Source organism: Aurantimonas manganoxydans SI85-9A1, from assembly GCF_000153465.1.
GTDB lineage: Bacteria > Pseudomonadota > Alphaproteobacteria > Rhizobiales > Rhizobiaceae > Aurantimonas > Aurantimonas manganoxydans.
On record NZ_CH672387.1, the window covers coordinates 3,255,484 to 3,278,453 of the forward strand.

The 22,970-nt window shown below is 68.0% G+C and carries 19 protein-coding genes; 8 read left to right on the plus strand and 11 right to left on the minus strand.

The features are described from left to right. Positions 1 to 9 precede the first annotated feature (9 nt). The 3 genes from SI859A1_RS15370 (at position 10) to dxs (ending at position 3,346) form a co-directional block, all read left to right on the plus strand. Positions 10 to 936: a histone deacetylase family protein gene (locus SI859A1_RS15370; protein ID WP_009210629.1), complete on the plus strand. Its 927-nt coding sequence runs from the start codon at positions 10 to 12 to the stop codon at positions 934 to 936. A 65-nt stretch (positions 937 to 1,001) separates the two neighbouring features. Beyond that, a complete protein-coding gene (locus SI859A1_RS15375) occupies positions 1,002 to 1,274 on the plus strand; it encodes an exodeoxyribonuclease VII small subunit (protein ID WP_009210630.1) in 273 nt (90 codons plus the stop codon). Positions 1,275 to 1,429: 155 nt separating this feature from the next. Continuing rightward, positions 1,430 to 3,346, plus strand: a complete 1,917-nt coding sequence (gene dxs, locus SI859A1_RS15380) for a 1-deoxy-D-xylulose-5-phosphate synthase (RefSeq protein ID WP_009210631.1) — start codon at positions 1,430 to 1,432, stop codon at positions 3,344 to 3,346. 35 nt (positions 3,347 to 3,381) lie between these two features. On the opposite strand, the gene SI859A1_RS15385 is transcribed toward dxs, so the two are convergent. Then, complete coding sequence (locus tag SI859A1_RS15385; protein WP_040325889.1) at positions 3,382 to 3,645, minus strand: BrnA antitoxin family protein; 264 nt, start codon at positions 3,643 to 3,645, stop codon at positions 3,382 to 3,384. Next, positions 3,608 to 3,898 carry a BrnT family toxin gene (locus tag SI859A1_RS21050; RefSeq protein ID WP_081451414.1) on the minus strand — a complete coding sequence of 97 codons (291 nt, stop codon included), beginning with the start codon at positions 3,896 to 3,898 and terminating at the stop codon, positions 3,608 to 3,610. The genes SI859A1_RS15385 and SI859A1_RS21050 overlap by 38 nt, the downstream gene beginning before the upstream one ends. Before the next feature lie 145 nt (positions 3,899 to 4,043). Between SI859A1_RS21050 and SI859A1_RS15390 the strand changes: the two genes are divergently transcribed. From SI859A1_RS15390 to SI859A1_RS15400, 3 genes are all read left to right on the plus strand, one after another. After that, on the plus strand, positions 4,044 to 4,808 hold the full coding sequence (locus SI859A1_RS15390) for a TlyA family RNA methyltransferase (RefSeq protein WP_009210633.1): 765 nt from the start codon (positions 4,044 to 4,046) through the stop codon (positions 4,806 to 4,808). Continuing rightward, complete coding sequence (locus SI859A1_RS15395; protein WP_009210634.1) at positions 4,805 to 6,031, plus strand: class I SAM-dependent RNA methyltransferase; 1,227 nt, start codon at positions 4,805 to 4,807, stop codon at positions 6,029 to 6,031. Before SI859A1_RS15390 ends, SI859A1_RS15395 begins: the two co-directional genes overlap by 4 nt. Positions 6,032 to 6,094: 63 nt before the next feature. Beyond that, complete coding sequence (locus SI859A1_RS15400) at positions 6,095 to 6,739, plus strand: DedA family protein (RefSeq protein ID WP_009210635.1); 645 nt, start codon at positions 6,095 to 6,097, stop codon at positions 6,737 to 6,739. 42 nt (positions 6,740 to 6,781) lie between these two features. Here SI859A1_RS15400 and SI859A1_RS15405 read toward each other — a convergent pair whose 3' ends face one another. Both SI859A1_RS15405 and SI859A1_RS15410 read right to left on the minus strand, forming a co-directional pair. After that, positions 6,782 to 7,522: a crotonase/enoyl-CoA hydratase family protein gene (locus SI859A1_RS15405; protein WP_009210636.1), complete on the minus strand. Its 741-nt coding sequence runs from the start codon at positions 7,520 to 7,522 to the stop codon at positions 6,782 to 6,784. Between the two features lie 10 nt (positions 7,523 to 7,532). Beyond that, positions 7,533 to 9,329, minus strand: coding sequence for an acyl-CoA dehydrogenase family protein (locus SI859A1_RS15410; RefSeq protein ID WP_009210637.1), 1,797 nt, complete (start codon positions 9,327 to 9,329; stop codon positions 7,533 to 7,535). Between the two features lie 147 nt (positions 9,330 to 9,476). Here SI859A1_RS15410 and SI859A1_RS15415 point away from each other — a divergent pair, with 147 nt between their 5' ends. After that, positions 9,477 to 10,319, plus strand: a complete 843-nt coding sequence (locus SI859A1_RS15415; protein ID WP_009210638.1) for a fumarylacetoacetate hydrolase family protein — start codon at positions 9,477 to 9,479, stop codon at positions 10,317 to 10,319. A 17-nt stretch (positions 10,320 to 10,336) separates the two neighbouring features. Here SI859A1_RS15415 and SI859A1_RS15420 read toward each other — a convergent pair whose 3' ends face one another. From SI859A1_RS15420 to purD, 5 genes are all read right to left on the minus strand, one after another. Next, a complete protein-coding gene (locus SI859A1_RS15420; protein ID WP_009210639.1) occupies positions 10,337 to 12,208 on the minus strand; it encodes an acetyl-CoA hydrolase/transferase C-terminal domain-containing protein in 1,872 nt (623 codons plus the stop codon). Further along, the gene (locus tag SI859A1_RS15425; RefSeq protein ID WP_009210640.1) at positions 12,208 to 14,307 is read right to left on the minus strand and encodes a 3-hydroxyacyl-CoA dehydrogenase NAD-binding domain-containing protein; all 2,100 of its coding nucleotides are present in this window, start codon (positions 14,305 to 14,307) and stop codon (positions 12,208 to 12,210) included. The genes SI859A1_RS15420 and SI859A1_RS15425 overlap by 1 nt, the downstream gene beginning before the upstream one ends. Before the next feature lie 68 nt (positions 14,308 to 14,375). Next, positions 14,376 to 15,659, minus strand: coding sequence for an acetyl-CoA C-acetyltransferase (locus tag SI859A1_RS15430; protein ID WP_009210641.1), 1,284 nt, complete (start codon positions 15,657 to 15,659; stop codon positions 14,376 to 14,378). Continuing rightward, entirely contained in the window at positions 15,659 to 17,929 is a 2,271-nt protein-coding gene (locus SI859A1_RS15435) for an acyl-CoA dehydrogenase (protein ID WP_009210642.1), read from the minus strand. The genes SI859A1_RS15430 and SI859A1_RS15435 overlap by 1 nt, the downstream gene beginning before the upstream one ends. Before the next feature lie 182 nt (positions 17,930 to 18,111). Next, positions 18,112 to 19,380, minus strand: coding sequence for a phosphoribosylamine--glycine ligase (purD, locus tag SI859A1_RS15440; RefSeq protein WP_040326636.1), 1,269 nt, complete (start codon positions 19,378 to 19,380; stop codon positions 18,112 to 18,114). Positions 19,381 to 19,644: 264 nt separating this feature from the next. Between purD and ubiA the strand changes: the two genes are divergently transcribed. After that, positions 19,645 to 20,652, plus strand: coding sequence for a 4-hydroxybenzoate octaprenyltransferase (gene ubiA / locus SI859A1_RS15445; RefSeq protein ID WP_040326637.1), 1,008 nt, complete (start codon positions 19,645 to 19,647; stop codon positions 20,650 to 20,652). A 60-nt stretch (positions 20,653 to 20,712) separates the two neighbouring features. On the opposite strand, the gene SI859A1_RS15450 is transcribed toward ubiA, so the two are convergent. Both SI859A1_RS15450 and SI859A1_RS15455 read right to left on the minus strand, forming a co-directional pair. Continuing rightward, the gene (locus SI859A1_RS15450; RefSeq protein ID WP_009210645.1) at positions 20,713 to 21,282 is read right to left on the minus strand and encodes a DUF6101 family protein; all 570 of its coding nucleotides are present in this window, start codon (positions 21,280 to 21,282) and stop codon (positions 20,713 to 20,715) included. A 170-nt stretch (positions 21,283 to 21,452) separates the two neighbouring features. Next, on the minus strand, positions 21,453 to 22,886 hold the full coding sequence (locus SI859A1_RS15455; RefSeq protein ID WP_009210646.1) for an FAD-binding oxidoreductase: 1,434 nt from the start codon (positions 22,884 to 22,886) through the stop codon (positions 21,453 to 21,455). Positions 22,887 to 22,970: the final 84 nt, after the last annotated feature.

Below are 22,970 nucleotides of genomic sequence, written 5' to 3' on the forward strand. Positions count from 1 at the left end.
GGTCGCCCCATGCGGACACGTCTCTATCATCACCCCATCTTCGCCGAGCATCTGACCGGTCCCGGCCATCCCGAGCGCCCCGAACGCATGCAGGCGGTCACGGCCGCGCTCGAGGACGAGGCGTTCCAGCATCTCGACCGGGCCGAGGCGCCGGAAGGGTCGCTGGAGGCGATCTATCGCTGCCATCCGGAGGATTACGTCCGCAAGGTCGCGACGACGATCCCCGAGGAAGGGCTGGTGCGCGTCGACAACGACACCATCGTCAGCCCGAAGAGCTTCACCGCCGCGCTGCACGGCGTCGGCGCGGCGACGGCGGCCGTCGACGACGTGATGACGGACGAATGCGACAATGTCTTCGTCGCGGCACGGCCGCCCGGCCACCATGCCGAGCGCCAGACGGCGATGGGCTTCTGCCTGTTCAACAACGCCGCCATCGCCGCGCGCCACGCCCGGACGGTGCACGGCCTCGACCGCGTCGCCATCGTCGACTGGGACGTCCACCACGGCAACGGCACCCAGGACATCTTCTGGGAGGACCCGTCGGTCATGTACTGCTCGACCCACCAGATGCCGCTCTATCCGGGCACCGGTGCCAAGGGCGAGACTGGCCAGGGCAACATCGTCAACGCGCCGCTGTCGGCCGGCGACGGCAGCGACGTCTTCAAGGACGCGTTCCGCTCGCGGGTGCTACCGGCGCTGCGGGACTTCCATCCCGACCTCGTCATCATCTCGGCCGGCTTCGACGCCCACCACCGCGATCCGCTGGCCAATCTGCAGCTGACCGAGGCGGATTTCGACTGGGCCACCGCCGAACTGATGGCACTGGCCGACCGGGCCTGCGACGGCCGGCTTGTGAGCCTTCTCGAAGGCGGTTACGACCTGCACGGCCTTGCGGTCTCCACCACCGCCCATGTCAAGCGGATGATGACCGGCTGATCACGACCTCTCTTCGACGAGAGGCCCGGCACCGGACATTCGGAAACACCAGACAGACGGACACCATGCCCGAACGCGACGACGCCCCGCTCCCGACCGACGATTCCGACATCGCTGAGATGAGCTTCGAGAATGCCCTTGCGGCACTGGAGCGCATCGTCTCGGATCTCGAACGCGGCGATGTGCCGCTGGACCGCTCGATCCGCATCTACGAGCGCGGCGAGAAGCTGAAGAACCATTGCGACCGGCTGCTCTCCGTGGCCGAGGACAAGGTCGAGAAGATCAAGCTCAACCGCGCCGGCAAGCCGGTCGGCACCGAGCCGCTCGACCCCGATTGAGACCCTTCACCGAAGGGCAAGGCAACCGGACGTTCCCTCCGGCCGTTGTCCGCTCGTGTTTGCGGCCAGCGGGTTGAACCTCGCGTTTTGGAACCGATGTAAAGTGTTTCGCGCCGCTGGCGCGTGCATCTGACAGGCAGTGAAAGGTCCCGCCAGTGTCTTCGAAGTCGGTAACGCCACTGCTCGACCAGATTTCCTCCCCCGCCGATCTGCGGACCCTGAAGGAAGGCCAGCTCCGACAAGTGGCCGACGAACTGCGCACCGACCTGATCGACGCGGTTTCCAAGACCGGCGGGCATCTGGGCGCCGGGCTCGGCGTCGTCGAACTGACCGTGGCGATCCATCACGTCTTCAACACGCCCGACGACCGACTGATCTGGGACGTCGGCCATCAGGCCTATCCCCACAAGCTTCTCACCGGGCGCCGCGACGGCATGCGCACCGTGCGCCAGGAAGGCGGCCTGTCGGGCTTCGCCAAGCGCACCGAGAGCGAATACGACCCGTTCGGCGCCGGCCATTCCTCGACCTCGATCTCCGCCGGCCTCGGCATGGCCGTGGCGCGCGACCTGTCGGGCGGCAAGAACAACGTCATCGCGGTGATCGGCGACGGCGCGATGAGCGCCGGCATGGCCTATGAGGCGATGAACAATGCCGGCGCGCTCGACGCACGGCTGATCGTCATCCTCAACGACAACGACATGTCGATCGCCCCGCCGACCGGCGCGATGAGCGCCTATCTGGCGCGGCTCGTCTCCGGCAAGACCTATCGCAGCCTGCGCGACCAGGCGAAGTCGATCAGCCAGCACCTGCCCGGCTTCTTCCGCGAGGGCGCCCGGCGGACCGAGGAATATACCCGCGGCTTCTTCACCGGCGGCACGATGTTCGAGGAGCTCGGCTTCTACTATGTCGGTCCGATCGACGGTCACGACCTCGACCATCTCTTGCCCGTCCTGAAGAACGTCCGCGACGCCAAGACCGGGCCGATCCTCGTCCATGTCGTCACCAAGAAGGGCAAGGGCTACGGCCCGGCCGAGAACTCCGCCGACAAATATCACGGCGTGTCGAAGTTCGATGTCATCACCGGCGCCCAGGCCAAGTCCAAGGGCAATGCGCCGAGCTATACCGGCGTCTTTGCCGACAGCCTGATCCAGGAGGCGCAGGACGACGACAGGATCGTCGCCGTCAACGCCGCCATGCCGAACGGCACCGGGCTCGACAAGTTCGCCGAGATCTTCCCCAAGCGCACCTTCGACGTCGGCATCGCCGAGCAGCATGCCGTCACCTTCTGCGCCGGACTCGCCAGCGACGGCTACAAGCCCTTCGCCGCGATCTACTCGACCTTCCTGCAGCGCGCCTACGACCAGATCGTCCACGACGTGGCGATCCAGAAGCTGCCGGTGCGCTTTGCCATCGACCGGGCCGGCTATGTCGGCGCCGATGGGCCGACCCATGCCGGCTCCTTCGACACCGGCTTCCTGTGCCCGCTGCCGGGCATGGTGGTGATGGCTGCCGCCGACGAGGCCGAGCTGCGCCACATGGTGCGCACCGCCGCCGTCTACGACGAAGGCCCGATCTCCTTCCGCTATCCGCGCGGCAACGGCACCGGCGTTGACATGCCGGAACGCGGCCAGGCGCTGGAAATCGGCAAGGGCCGCATCGTCAGGGAGGGCACCAAGGTCGCCATCCTGTCCTTCGGCACGCGCCTCGCCGACAGCGTCGCCGCAGCCGAAGAGCTGGAAACCTTCGGCCTGTCGACAACCGTGGCCGACGCGCGTTTCGCCAAGCCCCTCGACACCGAACTGATTGGTCGCCTCGCGCGCAATCACGAGGTGCTGATCACCGTCGAGGAAGGTGCCAGCGGCGGCTTCGCGTCGCAGGTGCTGGAGCATCTGGCGGCCCGCGGCCTGCTCGACCACGGCCTGAAGATCCGGCCGCTGATCATGCCCGACCGTTTCCTCGACCACGCCGCGCCGGAGACGATGATCCGCCAGGCGGCACTCGACCGGCAGGGCATCGTCGACACCGTCTTCCGTGCCCTTGGCACCGAAGCCAGCCGCGTCCTGCAGGCGTAGGCGCGGACGGCTCCCTCTCCGCGCCCTGCCTACGATCAGCGACTGCTTTTCAGGGCCCGCGCGTAGCTTTCCAGCACTGCGTTCATCCGGGTCTGGTATCCCTTGCCCTCGGCCTTAAACGCCTCGAGCACCGATTTCTTGACCCGCAGGGTGACCGGCTGGGTCAAGTCCGGCTCGACGAGCACGGCCTTCTCCCAGAACGCGTCGTCGAGCTCGGGGACGTCGCTCGTATCGATGGCGTCATCGTCCAGTTCGGCCAGATCAGTGGGTGACAGCTCTGTTTCGTAGCGCTTCTTCATAGCGGTCCCGTTCTCTGCGCTTGGCAGGGCGCGCGGAAATGATGCGGGTTAGCCCGGCGCGATCGGTGTGAACAACGACGATGATGAGAACGCCGTCGATCCGTCCGATACTGACCTGACGAACCTCGCCATAGTCACGCCGGTCGTCGATCACCGACAGGACCGGCCCCTGAAATATCCGGCTTGCCGTGCTGAAGCTCAGTCCGTGCTTACCGATATTCGCTTGGTTCTTGGCTTCATCCCACTCGAACATCGCCCCCTCAAGTTAGGACATTTTGTACATACAATCCAGTGTAGCTATGGATCACTCGCCCACAAAGTCTGCGCGATCACGCGGATGCGCGCCAGCGCCATCGAACATGCTTGCCATTTGCCGCCGCTGGCCGCATGACCTGCCGATGGCCTCCACCGAAGAACAACATCTGTCGCGCGTCCGGCTCGACGTCCTCGTCAGCGACCGCGGTCTCGCCGCCAGCCGCGCCCGCGCGCGCGACGCAATCATGCGCGGTCACGTCAAGGTCGACGGGCAGACCGTCACAAAGCCGAGCCTCAACGTGCCGCCCGAAAGCGAGATCACGCTGGACGACCCGGCCGCCGACTATGTCTCGCGCGCCGGGCTGAAGCTGGAAGCCGCGCTCGATCAGTTCGCCATCCCCGTCGAAGGCCGCATGGCCGTCGATCTCGGCGCCTCGACCGGCGGCTTCACCGAGGCGCTGCTGCGCCGCGGCGTCGCCCATGTGGTCTCCATCGATGTCGGCCACGGCCAGATGCATCCGCGCATCGCCGCCGATCCGCGTGTCACCGCGATCGAGGGCCTGAACGCCCGCGACCTGACCCGCGAGGATATCGGCGGCCGCGCCTTCGATCTGCTCGTCGCCGATGTCAGCTTCATCACCCTGCGGCTGGCCCTGCCGCCGGCCCTGGAACTGGCCGAGCCCGGCACGACCGGCGTCTTTCTGGTGAAGCCGCAATTCGAGGCCGGTCGCGAGGCGATCGCCAAGAACGGCCTCTTGCGCGATCCCGACAGCGCGCCGCTGGTGGCCGAAGCCGTGCGCGACTGGCTCGCTGCCCAGCCCGACTGGCAGGTGAAGGGGCTCGCGCCCTCGCCGATCCCCGGCGGCGACGGCAATCACGAATTCCTGCTGATCGCCGAAAAATCATGAGCCTGGAACTGACCATCGACCGGCTCGGGGCGCAGGGCGACGGGGTCGCCGACACGGCCACGGGGCCGGCCTTCGTGCCGTTCACCCTGCCGGGCGAGCGGGTGGAAGCGACCGAAGCCGGGCGCCGCTTCCGGCTCGACACTATCCTCACCCCTTCGCCGCAGCGCCAGACGCCGCCCTGCCCGCATTTCGGCACCTGCGGCGGCTGCGACCTGCAGCACGCCGACGATGCGCTCTACACCGCCTTCAAGCGCGACGTGGTGGTCGACGCCCTGGCGCGTGCCGGCCTCGAAACCGAGATTGCGGCGCTGGTGGCCTGCCCGCCGGCCTCGCGTCGCCGGGTGGCGCTGTCGGCGGTCGGCGCCGGCAAATCCGTGCATCTCGGCTTCAATGCGGCCCATTCGGACCAGATCGTGCCGATCGAGGTCTGCCCGATCGCCCTGCCCGCCATCCAGCGGGCCCTGCCCGCCCTGCAGCGGCTCGCCGCCCTGCTGGCCGATCGCAGGACACCGCTGAAACTCACCGTGACCGTCACCGATACCGGCCTCGACGTGGCCGCGACCGCGGCGCCCAAGCTGGCCGAAGGCAAGCGGCGTCAGGCCATCGCCCTGGCCGTCAGCGAAAGCTTCGCACGGCTCACCGTCGACGGGGAGATCCTCGTCATGACGCGGCCGCCCTCGATCAGCTTCGACGGCATCACCGTCGAACTGCCGCCCGGCGCCTTCGTCCAGGCCGTTGCGGCGGCCGAAACCGCGATGGCGTCGCGGGTGACGAAACATCTGGCCGGCGCCAAGCACGTGGCCGATCTCTTCTCGGGCTCCGGCACCTTCGCGCTGAGGCTTGCGGTCCAGTCGCGGGTCCATGCCGTCGAATCGGAGGCCGCGCCGCTCGCCGCGATGACCGCCGCCTGGCGCACTCGTCCCGGCCTGAAGCCGCTGACGACCGAACGCCGCGACCTCTATCGCCGGCCGATCCCGGCGAAGGAACTGAAGGCCTATGACGGCCTGGTCTTCGATCCGCCGCGCGCCGGCGCCGAGGCGGTGTCGCAGGAGATCGCGGCCTCGAAGATCAGCCGCGTCGCCGCCGTGTCCTGCAACCCGGTCACGATGGCCCGCGACCTGCGCATTCTCGTCGACGGCGGCTTCCGCCTCGTCGAGGTGACGCCGGTGGACCAGTTCCTGTGGTCGCGGCATGTCGAGGCGGTCGCGCTCTTGGAGCGCTGACCGGCCCCGCGCGCCCGCCGCGATCCCTTTGATTCTCCGCGACCGAGCGACTAAGCCCCTGCCATGACCGGATATCTCACCCAGTATGGCTACGCCTTCCTGTTCGTGGTCGTGCTGTTCGAATCCACCGGCATTCCGCTGCCGGGCGAGAGCATTCTGGTCGCCTCCGGCATGCTGGCCGGCGAAGGCACGCTGAACATCTGGGCGGTGCTGTTCGCCGCCTTTGCCGGATCGATCGTCGGCGACAATCTCGGTTATGTCGTCGGCCGCCGCTACGGACGGCGGATCGTCGTGCGCTGGGGCTCGCGCTTCGGCCTCGGCGAGAAGCGCTTCGCCATGGTCGAGGAACGGTTCAAGAATTATGGCTTCGCCGTCGTGCTGGTCGCCCGCTTCGTCATCATCCTGCGCCAGCTCAACGGCTTCGTCGCCGGCACGATGCGGATGAGCTGGCCGATCTTCCTGTTCTACAACTGCATCAGCGCCGCCCTGTGGAGCGCCGCCTACGGTGCCGGCGCCTATCTGTTCGGCTCGGCCTTCCGGCACTTCTTCGAGGCCTATTCGACCTGGCCGATCTTCGTCATCGCGGCCCTCGTCTGCGTCATCGGCATGGTGGGAACCTACAAGTTCCTGTTCGCCGAAGAGGACGAGGCGACGCCGGCCGAAGACGCCAGCACCGCCGACGATTCCCCGCTCCGCGGCAAGTCCTGACGGGCCCCGCGGCCACGCTCCGCCTAGCGGGGCGCTGACCCGTTAGCGCGACATGAAGGCCATGAAGGCAGCGCGGGCTTCGTCCGAGGTCAGCCGCTCGGAGAAGTGCTCGATCTCCCGCTCGATCCGCGCCACGATGTCCTTGCGGTCACCGCGCAGAAGTTCGCGCGCGATGGCCACGGCCCTGGGCGGCTTCTGGGCCAGCCGCTCGGCGGTCTCGCGGGCCACCGCCTCGACGTCGTCTTCCACGACCTTGTAGACGATCCCCGCCTCACGGGCGGCTTCCGCATCGAAGGTGTCGCCCAGCGCCAGCAGGGCGAAGGCTCGCTGGTCGCCCATGATGCGCGGGCCGATCAGACTGGACCCGGCCTCCGGCGTCAAGCCGAGATCGATGAAGGGCGTGCGGAAGACCGAGCGCGACGAGGCGAAGGCCATGTCGCAATGCATCAGCAGCGTCGTGCCGATGCCGATCGCCAGACCGTCGACGGCGGCGATCATCGGCTTGGGCGCGGTCGCAACCGTTGTCAGGAACTCGTGAATCTCGGTGCGCTGCAACCCGCCCTGCGCCAGCGTCAGGAAATCCTTGATGTCGTTGCCGGCCGAAAAGGCACCGGGCACGCCGCAGATCAGGATCACCCGCACCGCCTCGTCGCCGGCCGCGCCCTGAAGCGCGGCGGTGATCGTGCGGTACATGTCCAGCGTGATGGCGTTCTTCTTGTCCGGCCGGTTCAGGCGGATGGTCAGGACGCCGTTTTCGGTCGTCGTCTGGATCAGATCGGTCATGGTCGCGGTCCTACTGCAGGATCGAATGGGCAGCCGCGAGGCTGGCGGCGCCGCCGACGACCTGCCGCTTCAGGGCACCGGTCTCCGACAGGAGGTTCTCCGCCATGAAGCGGGCCAGATGGGCGCGCTCGGTGCGGGTCGTGTCGGCCAGCGCCGCCTTGGCGAGATAGACCGCGCCGGCGGTCAGGCCGAACAGCCGCAGATAGGGCGTCGCACCGGCAAGGGCGGTGTCCATGTCCTTGGCGGCCGTGGCGTTCGACAGGAACTCCGTCGTCTCGCGCAGATCGGCCATCGCCGCGGCGAGCGCGTCGCCTGTGGCGCCAAAGGCCGCCTCGTTCTGGCCGCGCACCGCCTCGATCGTCTCGTCCAGCTCGGCGAAATAGCGGCGCACCGCCTCGCCGCCGGACTGGCCGATCTTGCGGGCGACGAGATCGATCGCCTGGATGCCGTTGGTCCCCTCGTAGATCGGCGCGATGCGGGCGTCGCGCAGCAGCCGGGCGGCGCCGGTCTCCTCGACGAAGCCCATGCCGCCATGCACCTGGATGCCGAGCGAGGCGACCTCGACGCCGACATCGGTGGAGAACGCCTTGGCGATCGGCGTCAGGAGGTTGGCACGCTCCTTCCACGCCGCGGACGCCTCGGCGTCGCCGCGATGCGCCTTCGCCATGTCGGTCGCATGGCCGCAGGCATAGGTGATCGCCCGCACCGCGCCGGTCAGCGACTTCATCGTCAGCAGCATGCGGGCGACATCGGGATGGTCGAGGATGGGGCTCATCTGGCCGCCCGCTTCCGGGTTCTTCGCCAGCCGGGTCGCGCGGCCCTGGCGGCGCTCGCGGGCGTAGTCGAGCGCCTTCTGGAAGGCGGCTTCGGCGACGCCGATGCCCTGCACGCCGACCAGCAGCCGGGCATTGTTCATCATCGTGAACATGCAGGCGAGACCGCGGTTCTCCTCGCCGATCAGATAGCCGACCGCGCCGGCCTCCTCGCCGTCGACGCTGCCGTCGCCGTAGATCATCGTGCAGGTGGGCGAACCGTGAATACCGAGCTTGTGCTCGACCGAATGGCAGAAGGCGTCGTTGCGGCGTCCGAGCGAGCCGTCTTGGTTGACCAGGAACTTCGGCACCAGGAACAGCGAGATGCCCTTCACACCGGCCGGTGCATCCGGCAGGCGCGCCAGCACCAGATGGACGATGTTGTCGGTGAAGTCGTGCTCGCCATAGGTGATGTAGATCTTCTGGCCGAAGATCCGGTAGCTGCCGTCATCGGCGCGTTCGGCCTTGGTCTTCAGCGCCGACAGGTCCGAGCCGGCCTGCGGCTCGGTCAGGTTCATCGTGCCCATCCAGGCGCCGGTGACCAGCTTTTCCAGATAGGTCGCCTTCAGTTCGTCCGAGCCGTGCGCCTCCAGCGCTTCGACCGCGCCGACGGTCAGCGTCGGTCCGATGGCAAAGCCCATCGAGGCGGAGTTCCACATCTCGAAGACGGCGGCCGACAGCGAGGTCGGCAGGCCCTGGCCGCCATATTCCTCCGGCCCGGTCAGAGCGTTCCAGCCGCCGGCAGACCAGTTCTCGTAGAGCGCCTTCCAGCCGGTCGGCGTCGTCACCACGCCGTCCTTCACCGAGGTCCCCTCGCGGTCGCCGACATCGGCCAGCGGCGCGATCTCCTCGCCGGCGAAGCGTCCGGCCTCTTCCAGCACGGCGTCCAGCAGGTCGGGGGTCAGCTCGCCCAGGAGGCCCTGTTCCATCGCCGCTTCCAGTCCCGCGACCTTTTTCAGCGCGAAGGCGATGTCATCGACCGGTGCCTTGTACATGGTAGATCTCCTCATGCTCGAACCGAGCGGATTGCGACGGAGGCAGGGCTCTCGACGCAATTACCTTTTACGTAATCGTCAATCAACAGGAGCGGAACCGAAAGCCGCCCGAACCATTCTACTGGCATCACTCGAAGGGAGATTTGCATGCGGTTCGTGCGGTATGGTGACCGGGGCTCTGAACTTCCCGGTCTGCTCGACGACGACGACCGTATCCGCGACCTCTCCGAGCATCTCTCCTCCCAGACCAGCGAGTATCTCGATCCCGACCGCCTCGCCGCGGCCGGCCGGCTCGATCCCGCGTCGCTTCCACTGGTGGCCGAAGGCGTGCGCCTGTGCAAGCCCGTGCGGCGCATCGGCAAGATCGTAGGCGTCGGGCCGAACTATCACGACGCGGCGGCCCAGGCCGGCTTCAAGGTCAATCCCGAACCGACGCTGTTCCTGAAGGCCGCCACGGCGGCCTGCGGGCCGAACGACCGGATCGAACTGCCGAAGCTGGCGACCCGGGTCGACTGGGGCGTCGAGCTGGCCGTGGTGATCGGTCGCACGGCCAAATATGTCAGCGTCGAGGAGGCGATGCGCCATGTCGCCGGCTTCACCCTCGCCAACGACGTCACCGAACGCAGCTTCCAGCTCCAGCGCGGCGGCCAGTGGTCGAAGGGCAAGTCGCACGACACCTTCGCGCCGCTCGGGCCCTGGCTGGTGACGCCGGATGCGATCGGCGACCATGACGCGATCGATCTCTGGCTCGACGTGAACGGCGAACGCCAGCAGAGCGCCAGCACCGCCGGCATGATCTTCAAGGTGCCGTATCTGATCTCCTACATCTCCCGCTTCATGCGACTGGAGCCGGGCGACATCATCCTGACGGGCACGCCGGGCGGCGTCGGCCTGTCCTACGATCCGCCGCGCTTCCTGAAGGCGGGCGACCGCGTCACCGTCGGCGGCACCGGCCTCGGCAGCCAGTCCTCGCTCTGCGTGGCGGTCTGACGCGCAAGGTGGTTCCGTCACGACCAGGGCCGGCCCAGCGGGTCTTCGCGCGTCGCACGCAGCGCGCCGGCCAGAACCGCCGATAGCCCCCTCGCCTTCCACCCCGACGGGTCGTCCAGCCCCATCCGTGCCAGCGCTGCCTCTTCGCGCGGATCGGGCGTCATGCGCCAGCCGGCCAGTGCCAGACGCGCGAGGGCCAGGCGATCGGCCTTGGCCGATTTCAACAGCTTCAGTGCCGGCACGAGCCGCCGCTCCTCGGCGGTCAGCGCGGTGCCGAACGGATAGGCCGGCAGCCTGTCGGCATAGGGCCGCAGGGCCTCGACCACGGCTGCACGCGTGTTGCGACGCGGCGGTGCGTAGCCGGCCTCCAGCTTCGTCGCGGCGATCGCCGCCTTGGCCAGCCCGGCCTGGAACCGCCCGTCGGCCAGCCCGATCATTGCCGCAACGGTGTCGCGGTCGGTGCGGCCGCGCAGGTCGGCAACGCCATATTCGGTGACGACGATGTCCTTCAGATGCCGGGGAATGGTGGTGTGGCCATAGGCCCAGAGGATATTCGAGGGCCCGCTTGCACCGCGGGTGGACGGCAGGCCGATGACCGAGCGCGCATCGGGCAGTTCAAAGGCCTGGGCGACGAAATTGTACTGGCCGCCGACGCCGGAGACGACCCGGCCGTCGTCGAGCTGGTCGGAGCAGATGTCGCCCAGCGGCGTCGCCAGCATCGCGGCGTTGAAGAAGCGCGCGTTGCGGCGATCGGCGGCGTGGATCGCGCGGTCTTCGGCCGGCAGCGCGTTGACGAAGGAGATCTCACGCATCGACAGGAGCGCGCGGCGCTCCGGCGCCATCTCTCGCAGCCGGGCATAGAAACTCTGCGGGCCGACGAAGAAGCCGCCATGCAGGATCTTGCCGTCGCTGGCCGGGCGCCGGAGGATGCCGGCCTCGAACAACTCCAGGAGCCCGTCGACGAACATTTCCGACAGGCCGTAGAGCCCTTCGCGGAACGGCTCGGTCTGGGGCTCGAGGCTCTCCGGCCAGTTGCTGAGGGCTGCCAGCATCGCCCGGAATGTTGCCGGATCGCGATGGCGCAGGATGAGCGCATGGGTGAGCGCGTCGCCGATCCCGCCAATGCCGATCTGGATCGTGCCGCCATCCTTCACCAGCGCCGCGCTGTAGAGGCCGATGGCATATTCGGCCGGGCCGATCGGCTGCTTGGGCACCGAGAACAGGCGCGCCGCTTCGACGTCCTCGCCTTCCAGCAGGCAGTCGAACCGCTCGGTCGGCAGGGCCGCCGGACCGTCCATGAAGGGCAGGTTCGCATTGGCCTCGCCGACGAAGAGGATCGGCTGGCCCCGCTCGCGCGCGGCGTCGAGCGCCGGCAAGAGATCGAGCGTCATGTCGGTGTTGGAGGACAGCGACCATTGGCTGCGATCGGCCGACGGCGCGACCATCTGGCCGATGACATTGACGCCGCTCGCCAGGATGTAACCGGCGGCATGGGTGTAGTTCGCCGTGACGTAGTTCTCCTGGGCGTGGCGGTTGCCAAGCAGCGCGCCGGCCTGAAGGAAAAACTCGACCACCCGCACATTGGGCGGCAGCGCATCGTTGCGGCGGTCCGCGACATAGTCGAGCCGGGTCACGCCGTCGTAGAGGCGTTTCGCCATCGGCCCGGCAAAGCGGCCCTCCAGCCCCTCGCCGCCCGAGGGCGGGTCGAGGGACAGGGCCGTCTGGATGGTCAGGTCGACCTGCGGGTCGCGCAGCGCCCGGCGGTAGAGCGCATTGGCGACATGGTTCGCCTTGCCGAGGCCGAGCGGCAGCGCCAGCACGATCGTCTTGCCGACCGCCGCGATCACGGCGTCGGCCAGCGCAGCGGCCTCGGTGAAGCGTTGCGTCATCAGCTCTTCAGGCGCTGCCAGCCCTCGTCCGGCGCAAAACGCGGCCCATGCTTGTCGGCCAGTTCGTTCATCCGGGCGACGATCTCGTCGACGCCGCGCTGCTTCGCGTAATGGATCGGGCCGCCGCGGAAGGGCGCAAAGCCGGTGCCGAAGATCATCGCGCCGTCGGCGACGTGCTCGCTCTCCACCACGCCCTCGCGCAGGCACGCGACGACCGCGTTCAGCATCGGCAGGATCAGCCGGTCGAGCATGTCCGGATCGTCCTTCGAACCGTCCGGCAGCCCGTCGAGGCGCTGCTTCTGCGGCTCGCCGTCCTCGTCATAGGCATAGAGCCCCGCGCCGGTCTTGCGGCCGAGCTTGCCTTCGTCGACCATGGTCTGCAGCCAGCCGGGCGAATCCGGAAACGCCGTGTCGAGGCGTTCGCGCAGGGAGGCGGAGACGTCGAGGGCGATGTCGAGCCCGACCTGGTCGGTCAGCTCGACCGGGCCCATGGGCATGCCGAATCGTTCGGCGCAGGCGTCGATGCGCTCCTTCGGAATGCCCTCGTCGACCATGATCAGCGCCTCGGCCATGTACGGCGTCAGCGAGCGGTTGACGAGGAAGCCCGGCGCCGAGGTGACCGGGGCCGGCAGGCGCGACAGCTCCGCCGCGAAGGCGGTCGCCCGGCGCGCCGTCTCGGAGCTGATCGCATCGTGGCTGACGATCTCGATCAGCTGCATGCGCGAGACCGGATTGAAGAAATGCAGTCCGACGAGGCGCGAGGGATCGGCGAGACCCGCGGCAAGATCGGCCAGCGGCAGTGCCGAGGTGTTGGTCGCCAAGAGCGCCCCCTCCTTCAGCTGCGGTTCGATCTCCGCATAGATCTTGCGCTTCAGCTCGATCTTCTCGGGCGCCGCCTCGATGACGATGTCGGCGCGGCCGATGCCGTAGCCCATCGGGTCCGGCACCAGCCGATCGAGCGCATCGCGCACTTTCAGCGGGTCCTTCAGGGTCGCCTTCAGCATCTTCTGCGCCGCCCTGATCGCCTTGCCGATCGGTGCCGTCGCCACGTCGCCCAGCGTCACGGAAAAGCCCTCGCGCGCCGCCCAGGCGGCGATGTCGCCGCCCATGGCGCCGGCGCCCACCACGTGAACGTGCCGGATCCCGGATGCCCCCTCCTTCAAGCCGCGCATGGTCTCGCGCAGGAAGAACACCCGCACGAGGTTCTGGGCGGTGTCGGTCTCGATCAGCTCGGCGAAGCTGTCGATCTCGCCCTCCTGCATGGCCTTGGCGTCGCCGCCATGGGCCTCCCACAGATCGATCAGCCGGTAGGGCGCCGGATAGTGCTCCTGCGGCGCCTTGGCGGCGGCGCTCTTGCGCATCTGCTTGGCGGCCAGCGAGCGCGCCGGCTTCACCGAGAAGGCGTGCCCCTTCAGGCTGCGGCTCGCGGTCGGCAGATCGTTGTAGAGCGCGGCCTGCACGGCCGAGGCGACGTGGCGCTCCTCGACCACCGCGTCGACGAGGCCGATCGACTTCGCCTTCTTCGCCGGCATCGACTTGCCGGTCAGCATCATGGTCATCGCCTCGACCGGATCGGCGATGGCGGTCGAGCGGTAGGTTCCGCCGAGCCCCGGATGCAGGCCGAGCATGACTTCGGGAAAGCCGAGGCTGGCATCGGCGACGGCAATCCGCCGGTCGCAGGCCAGCGCCAGTTCCAGCCCGGCGCCGAGGCAGTGGCCGTGAATGACCGCGATGGTCTTGGCCTTCACCTTCGCCAGCCGGTCGAGGACGAGATGGGCTTCCTTGAGCATGCCGCGGATCTCGCCGGTCGAGGCGCCGGCGAATTGCTGGATGTCGGCGCCGGCGGCAAAACCCGACGGCTTGGCCGAGCGGATGACGACGGCCGAGGGGCGCTGGTCGATGATCTGGTCGACGTGGTGCGACAGTTCCTCGATCACGCTGCGGTCGATGGTGTTGACCGACTTGCCCGGGCGGTCGAGCACCAGCCAGTAGACGTAGTCGTCGTCCGTGGCGGCGCGCCAGTTGCCGGTCTGCTCCGCGTCACGCACCGGCCCGAGTTCGAGGGCGCGTTCGGATAGTGCCTTCAGCATTCTGCCCATGGGTGTGCTCTCGTCTTTCGTCGAATGTCAGGCGCCCGGACCGGTTCGCGGTCCGGCGGCGGGGCGGGTCAGGCCGCTTCCAAAAGCATGGCGCCGCCGAGGCCACCGCCGATGCACTCGGTGGCGATGCCGCGCCTGCGACCGAGCCGGCGCATGGCATTGGCCAGATGCAGGGTGATGCGGTTGCCGCTGGTGCCCACCGGGTGGCCGAGCGAGATGGCGCCGCCATCGACATTGATGTTGGCGTGGTCGATGCGACCGCCGCGCCCGTCGAGGCCGAGAACGCCGTCGGCGACCTTCGGATCGTCGAAGGCGGCGATGCAGGCCAGGACCTGCGCCGCGAAGGCCTCGTTCAGCTCCCACAGATCGACGTCGGCCACGCCCATTCCCCGCCGCTTGAGGATCGGCGCGGTCGAGACCACCGGGCCGAGCCCCATGATCGACGGGTCCAGTGCGCCCCATTCGGAATCGACGATCCGCGCCAGCGGCGTCAGGCCTTGGCGCTCGACGGCTTCCTCGGACGCAAGGATCGTCCAGGACGCGCCATCGGTGATCTGCGAGGCGTTGCCGGCCGTCACCTTGCCATAGGGGCGCTCGAAGACCGGCTTCAGCTTCGCGAGGCTCTTGGCGGTAGAGCCCGGCCGCACGCCGTCGTCATGGTCGAAGACCTCGCCGTCGCGCGAGAAGGCCGGCAGCATCTCGTCCTTCAGCCAGCCTTCCTTGGTGGCGTGGGCCAGCCGGTTGTGGCTCTCGGCGGCATAGCTGTCGGCGTCGCGCCGCGAGATGTCGAAGAGATGCGCCAGGATCTCGGCGGTCTGGCCCATGTTGAGATCGGAGATCGGATCGGTCAGGCCCCGCTCCAGCCCGATCACCGGCTTCAGGAATTCGGGCTTCAGGCCGGTGAAGGCCTTCAGCCGGTCGGTGGTCGAGCGGGCCCCGTTCAGCCTGGCGAACCAGTCCACCGCGCCGCGGCGGAGCACCAGCGGCGAATGGCTCAGCGCCTCGGCGCCGCCGGCCAGCACCATGTCGGCCTTCCCGAGCTCGATGGTCCGGAACGCCGTGTCGATCGACTGCATGCCCGAGCCGCAATTGATCTGCACGGTGAAGGCCGGAATCTCCTCCGACAGGCCGAGCCGCAGGGCGGCCACCCGCGCCGGGTTCATCTCGTCGGCCACGACATTGACGCAGCCGAGGATGACGAGGTCGATGGCGTCCGGCCCGAAGGGCTGGCGCAGCATCAGGGGCCGCCCGCACTGGACCGCGAGATCGACGGGAGAGAACGGTCCCGGCTTGCCCCGCGCCTTGATGAAGGGCGTGCGCGCGCCGTCGACGAGATAGACGGGTCTGGTCATTATTCGGCTGCCTCGCGGTGGGTTTCGTCGCCTCCGGTGCGGTTTCGGTCGTGCTGGGAGGCGATCGGGGACACGTCGGCCATCGGGAATGCGTCGACGGCCACGACCTGGTCGACCGCCGCCTTGGCCTCGGCCAGACGGTCGAATTCGGCATCGGTGATGATTCCGGCGTCCCGCGCCTCGGCCGGATCGCGCATCTTCGCCTCGCGCATCTTCTTCTCGATGGGCGCCGCCTCGGTGACGAGTTCGAAGGCGAGTTCCAGATCCTTGACCGGATGCTCGGCATGGCCTTCGCCGAGATAGAGATCCGGGGTCAGGCGATCACGCTGCGAGGACGGCCGCATCAGGATCGCGGCGACCTCGCCGGTCAGTTCGTCCGACGGCTCCTGGAAGGGCACGCCCAGCGGGAAGGCCAGAACCCGGGTCACGGCCGCGGCCCAGCGGGCGGGCAGATTGTCGAGCACGCCCTCGAAGGCGAGCGACATCCGGTTGTATCCCTTCTGCATGATGAACTCGACGATCGGACGGTCCACCTCCGGGCGGCCCTCGACCTCGAAGCGCTTCAGGACCGCGCCCAGCAGATAGAGCTCGGACAGGATGTCGCCGAGCCGGGCCGACAGCATCTCCTTGCGCTTCAAGGCGCCGCCGAGCGTCAGCAGCGACAGGTCGGCGACCAGCGCGAAGGCCGAGGCGAAGCGCGAGAGCTGGCGCCAATGGCCGATGAAGGCGGCATTCTTCGGTGCCGGGGCGGCCATACCGCCGGTCCAGCCACGCACGAAGCAGCGGAACGCATTGGTCAGCGAATGGCCGACATGCTTCCAGAAATGCGTGTCGAACTCCTTCAGCCCGCGATCCTCGTCCTCGTCGGACAGGGCCAGCAATTCCTTCAGCATGTAGGGATGGGCACGGATAGCGCCCTGCCCGAAGATCATCAGATTGCGGGTCAGGATGTTGGCGCCCTCGACGGTGATGCCGATGGGGACCGACTTGTACTGGGCGCCGAGATAGTTCTTCGGCCCGTCGATGATGCCCTTGCCGCCATGGATATCCATGGCCCGCTCGACGGATTCGCGCATGCGATAGGTGGCGTGGGCCTTCATGATCGCCGACACGACCGAGGGCTTGTGGCCCTCGTCGAGCGCCGCAACGGTCAGACGCCGCGCGGCGTCGATCAGATAGGCGTTGGCGGCGATTTCGGCGAGCGGCTGCTGGATGCCCTCGAACATGCCGATCGGCACGTTGAACTGGGTGCGCACGCGGGCATAGGCGCCGGTGGTGCGGGCGCAGAAAGCAGCCGCCGCGGCCGATTGCGACGGCAGCGAGATGCCGCGCCCGGCGGCCAGCGCCGTCATCAGCATGGTCCAGCCCTGGCCGATCTGCTCAGCGCCACCGAGGATCCAGTCCAGCGGAATGAACACGTCCTCGCCGTAAAGCGGGCCGTTCTGGAAATAGGTGGAAGCGGGAATATGCCGGTCGCCGGTGCGGACCCCGGGCGTGTCGGTCGGGATCAGTGCCACCGTGATGCCCAGATCCTCGCCGCGTCCGAGATGGTTCTCGGGGTCGAACATCTTGAAGGCGAGGCCCATCACCGTCGCGACGGGACCGAGCGTGATGTAGCGCTTGTGGAAGTTGAGGCGTATGCCGAGTTTGCGCTCGCCCTCGTGCTCGCCATATTCGACGACGCCGCGATCGGTCATCGCCGCCGCATCCGAGCCGGCTTCCGGCGAGGTCAGGCCGAAGCAGGGAATCTCGCGGCCGTCGGCCAGTCGCGGCAGCCAGTGATCGCGCTGCTCCTGCGTGCCGAAATGCAGCATCAGCTCGCCGGGTCCGAGCGAGTTGGGCACCATCACCGTGACGCCGGCGACGACGCTGGCCGAGGAAACCTTGCGCACGACTTCCGAATGGGCGGTGTTGGAAAAGCCGAGGCCGCCATATTCCTTCGGGATGATCATGCCGAAGAACTTCTTGCGGCGCATGAAGTCCCAGACTTCGGGCGGCAGGTCGCGGTCCTCCCAGACCAGCTTCCATTCGTCGATCATGGCGCAGAGTTCGTTGACCGGGCCGTCGATGAAGGCCTGCTCGTCAGGGGACAGCCGCGCCGGCGGCATGGCGACCAGCTTGTCCCAGTCGGGATTGCCGGTGAAGAGCTCCCCGTCCCACCAGACCGTGCCGGCGTCGATGGCCTCGCGTTCGGTGGCCGAAATCGGCGGCATCACCGTCTTCGCCCATTTGAAGATCGGCCGCGTCAGCTTTTCCTGACGAAAGGACATGGGGTGCGCTCCCGGTTCGAAACTCCTGTGCGCCTAATGTATGGTCGCGCCGATGGTTTCCCAGCCATGCATGTGCATTGCCGCATGCGCGGACGCGGCGACGCGTCACCGCGCCCTTCGACAGGCGCGGCGACAGCGGATGGGATGTGCGTTCGGAATTCTGCCGAGACCGTGGCCTGCGGTCAGGACTCGGTCATGATGGCGCGGTGGCCAATGTCGGAGCGCCAGAAACCCTCGGTCCAGTCCACCGCCTCGACACCCTCATAGGCGCGGCGGGCCGCTTCCTTCACCGTGGCGCCGGTGGCGGTGACGTTGAGGACGCGCCCGCCCGTCGCCACCAATCCGCCGTCGGCCAGGGACGTGCCGGCCTGGAAGACCCGCATCGAGGCGTCGGGCGCCGGCAGGCTGCGGATCGCGGTACCCTTGGCATAGGTCCCGGGATAGCCGTCGGCGGCCATGACCACCGTCAGCGCCCGCGCGTCGGACCATTCGGGGCGGACGCCGGAGACGTCCCCCTCGGCGGCGGCCAGCAGGATCGGCAGGACGTCGCTCTCCAGGCGCATCATCAGCACCTGGCATTCGGGATCGCCGAAGCGGACATTGTATTCGATCAGCTTCGGGCCGGTCTCGGTCAGCATCAGGCCGACATAGAGAACGCCCCGGAACGGCGTCCCGGCCGCCGTCATGCCGGCCAGGGTCGGCTCGACGATCTCGCGCATGACGCGCTTGGTCACCGCGTCGGTCATCGGCAGGGCCGGCGAATAGGCGCCCATGCCGCCGGTGTTCGGGCCGCGGTCGCGGTCGAAGGCGCGCTTGTGGTCCTGGGCCGTACCGAAGAACAGCGCCCGCTCGCCGTCGCAGATGCAGAAGAGGCTCGCCTCCTCGCCCTCGAGGAATTCCTCGACCACCACTTCGGCGCCCGGGCCACCGAAATCGCCCTCGAAGCAGGCGTCGACGGCGGCGATCGCCTCTTCCTTGGTCTCGGCGACGGTCACGCCCTTGCCGGCCGCCAGGCCATCGGCCTTCACCACGATCGGCACGCCGCCGGCATTGATGTAGTCGCGGGCCGCGGCGGCATCGGAAAAGCGCCGGTAGCGGGCGGTCGGGATGTCGTGCAGCGTGCACAGATCCTTGGTGAAGCCCTTCGAGCCCTCGAGCCGCGCGGCGGCCTTCGACGGACCGAACACCTTGATGCCGGCCTCGCTCAGCGCATCGGCCAGACCGTCGACCAGCGGCTGTTCGGGTCCGACCACGACGAGGCCGATCGCATGGTCGCGGCAAAAGCCGGTGACGGCTGCCGCATCGGCGACGTCCAGGGCGACGATCTCGGCATGTTCGGCGACGCCCGGATTGCCGGGCGCGGCGAACAGTTTTCCCAGCTCCGGCGACTGGGCGATCTTCCAGGCGAGCGCATGCTCGCGGCCACCCGATCCGATGAGAAGAACATTGATCGTCATGCAGTCCTGCCAGCGTCTTTGTCGCGCGGGCGGAGATCGGCAAGTCCCCGCACCGGACGCGATGAATTTCCACGAGATTTCACGACGGACGGACGGTCCTTGATCTTGGCAGACCTGTCCGTTCCGGCCGCGCTCGACAGCCGACGGTGCGGATTACGTTTCAGTTTGCCCCGCGGTCAAGTTCCCGACGCGAGAAAGTCACATGGGAGATCGTCGAAAAAACTTGACTGCGGCATTTTTGCGGACATGGTCGGGAACATGTCGAATCTCAAAGGCACCCTCGTCGACAAGGCTGATCGCGTTGCCGACGCGCCGTCGAACAACTGGGTCTATCGCACGCTGCCGCGCGGCGCCTGGCCGTACGCGCAGCTCGCCCGCTGGGACCGCCCCATCGGCTGGCAGCTGCTGCTGTGGCCATGCTGGTGGTCGGCCGCACTGGCGCCGCAGGCGGTGGCCGCCGGCGCGGTGCATACGGGGCTGCCGAGCCTGTGGCACCTGGCGCTGTTCCTGATCGGCGCCATCGCCATGCGCGGTGCCGGCTGCACCTATAACGACCTCGTCGACCAGAAGATCGACGACATGGTCGCGCGCACCCGCTCGCGCCCGCTGCCCTCCGGCCGGGTCACGCGGCGCCAGGCGAAGATGTTCCTCGCCCTGCAGGCCGCCGTCGGCTTCCTGGTGCTGATCCAGTTCAACAATTTCGCCATCCTGCTCGGCATCGCGTCGCTGGGCACGGTCGCCATCTACCCGTTCCTGAAGCGCTTCACCGACTGGCCGCAGCTTGGCCTCGGCCTCGCCTTCTCCTGGGGTGCGCTGATGGGCTGGGCCGGCTATTGGGGCACGCTGTCGCTGGCGCCGGTGCTGCTCTATACCGGCAGTATCCTGTGGGTGATCGGCTACGACACGATCTACGCCCATCAGGACAAGGAGGACGACGCGCTGGTCGGCGTGCGCTCCACCGCAAGGCTGTTCGGCGAGCGCACCAAGGGCGCGCTGACGATCCTGTATCTGGGCACGCTGGCGCTGTTTCTCGCCGCCTTCGTCTCCACCGGGCAGGCCAGTGGCGGCGGGGTCAGCTGGCCGGCCTATGCGGGCCTGGCGATCGGCGCCTTCCAGATGATCTGGCAGATCCGCACCCTCGATATCGACGATCCGGATCAGTGCCTCGGCCTGTTCAAGTCGAACACGATCTTCGGCTGGATCGTCTTCTTCGGCCTGATCGTGTCGGCGCTCTGGTCGCTGTCCTTCCCGATCCCGGCAACCTGAAACGCCGCGCATCCCCGAAGGATGCGCGGCGCTCGACCTGTTGCCGTCGTCTGCCGACGATCAGTGGCGGGCGATGATCTCCTCGCCGCTGACGATCATGCGGATGCCGAGGCCCGGCTTGCGACGGGCGAGGAAGCGCGGCCGGCGCTGGCGGTTCGGCGAGCGCCGACGCGGTGCCGGTGCGGCCGCCTTGATCTTCCCCAGCGTCTCTTCGAGACTCTGGATGGTGCCGTCGGCCTCGACCATCAGCATCGGCAGGCCGAACAGATCGGCCCAGCCGCGCCAGTCGGCGGCCACGTCGTAAAGGTCGCTGGCCACCAGAAGCGGCACGGTGCATTTGGGATCGTGGTGATGCAGCTCGAGGGTAACGGTCACCTCGCCGTCGCCGTTCTCCATGGCGCGGGCCGCGACGCCCTTGAAGGCGCGGGCCGGCAGCGCGATGGACACCGGAATGCCGGACTGATCGAGCTTGCGATGGACGACAGCGCCCCGGCGATCGACCTTGTAGGTGACCATTTCCCCGTCCTCGACCATCTCGATCGTCTGGCGACGGTCTGAGGCAGCGGGATCGAGGCGGACCGGAACGGTGGCCCAATTGGGCCGGGCTGCTGTGTTCGGAGCGATGCTCATGGATTGACGCCTTCTGCCTCTGTCGAGAGCCGATGTTTCGGTCTCTCCCTGTCAGCCGATGTCTCCCGGCTTTGATATGACGACAGTAGGATGCGCATCTTGAAGTCGCGCTAAGAAAGGCGGTTAAGTGTTCCTCACTCCGACGAGGGTTACCAAGACGAAAACTTGAATCAAACCTGAACGAGCTTACCGGGGTTCAAGATGTTGTTAGGATCGAACGCCGTCTTGAGCCGCCGCATCAGCTCGATCTCGGCGCCCGCCTTGGTGCGGGCCAGCTCGTCGCGCTTCAGCTGGCCGATCCCGTGCTCGGCCGAAAACGTGCCGTCCATCTCGGCGACGATGCCATGGACGAGGTCGTTCATCTCGTGCCAGCGGGCGAGGAAGGCATCGGCGTCGGCGCCCACCGGCTGCGAGATGTTGTAGTGGATGTTGCCGTCGCCGAGATGGCCGAAGGCGACGATCCGCGCGCCGGGAATGGCGTCCAGGACGGCCGCGTCGGCGGCGGCGATGAAGTCCGGCACCCTGGCCACCGGCACCGCCACGTCGTGTTTGATCGAACCGCCTTCCGGCTTCTGCGCCCAGCTCATCTCCTCGCGCATCATCCAGAAATTCTCGGCCTGGGCCAGCGACTGGGCGATGGCGGCGTCGGCGACGATCTCCGCCTCGAAGGCCGCGGTCAGGACGTCCTCGAGCGTCGCGGCCGCCTCTTCCTGCGACCGGCCCGAGGAGACCTCCATCAGCACATACCAGGGATGCTGCGATTCCAGCGGATCGCGGGCGCCCTGGGTGTGGCGCAGCGTGAAGTCGAGGCCGATCCGCGGGATCAGCTCGAAGGCGGTGAGCTGCTGGCCGGCCTGCCGCTCGGCAAGCTTCAGAAGGTCCAGCGCCGCTGCCGGCGAGGCGAGGCCGACATAGGCCACCTCGCGTCCGGCCGGCTTGGGAAACAGCTTCAGCACCGCCGCGGTGATGATGCCGAGCGTGCCCTCGCCGCCGATGAACAGATGGCGCAGATCGTAGCCGCGATTGTCCTTCTTCAGGCGGCGCAGGCCGTGAATCACCTCGCCCGATGCCAGCACCGCCTCGACGCCGAGGCAGAGTTCGCGGGCATTGCCATAGGCCAGCACCCCGGTGCCGCCGGCATTGGACGACAGATTGCCGCCGATCTGACAGGAGCCTTCCGAGCCGAGCGACAGGGGGAACAGGAGCCCGGCATCGTCGGCCGCCTCCTGGGCGCGCTTGAGGACGACGCCCGCCTCCACCGTCAGGGTTCGCCCGACCGGGTCGACGTCGCGGATCCGGTCGAGCCGGGAGAGATTGACCAGCACCTCGCGCTTGAAGCGCGGCGACTGGGCGCCGACGAGGCCGGTATTGCCGCCCTGGGGCACGATCGCCGTGCCGGTCTCGTTGGCAAGGCGCAGGATGGCTGACACCTCCTCGACGCTGCCGGGGCGCAGGACGAGGGCCGTCTGTCCGGTATACAGGTCGCGCGGTTCGTGCAGATAGGGCGCCATCATGTCCGGCGCGCGCAGCGCGTTGGCGTCGCCGACAATTGCGGCGAACCGGGCAAGAAGGGCTTCGGGAAGGGCGGCATCGATCTCGTTCATGCCATGTGAATAGCCCGCACGGCGTGATCCGTCGAGACGGAGTCGCCGTAGCGCGAGGGGTGACCGGGATCGAAGCGTAGTGCC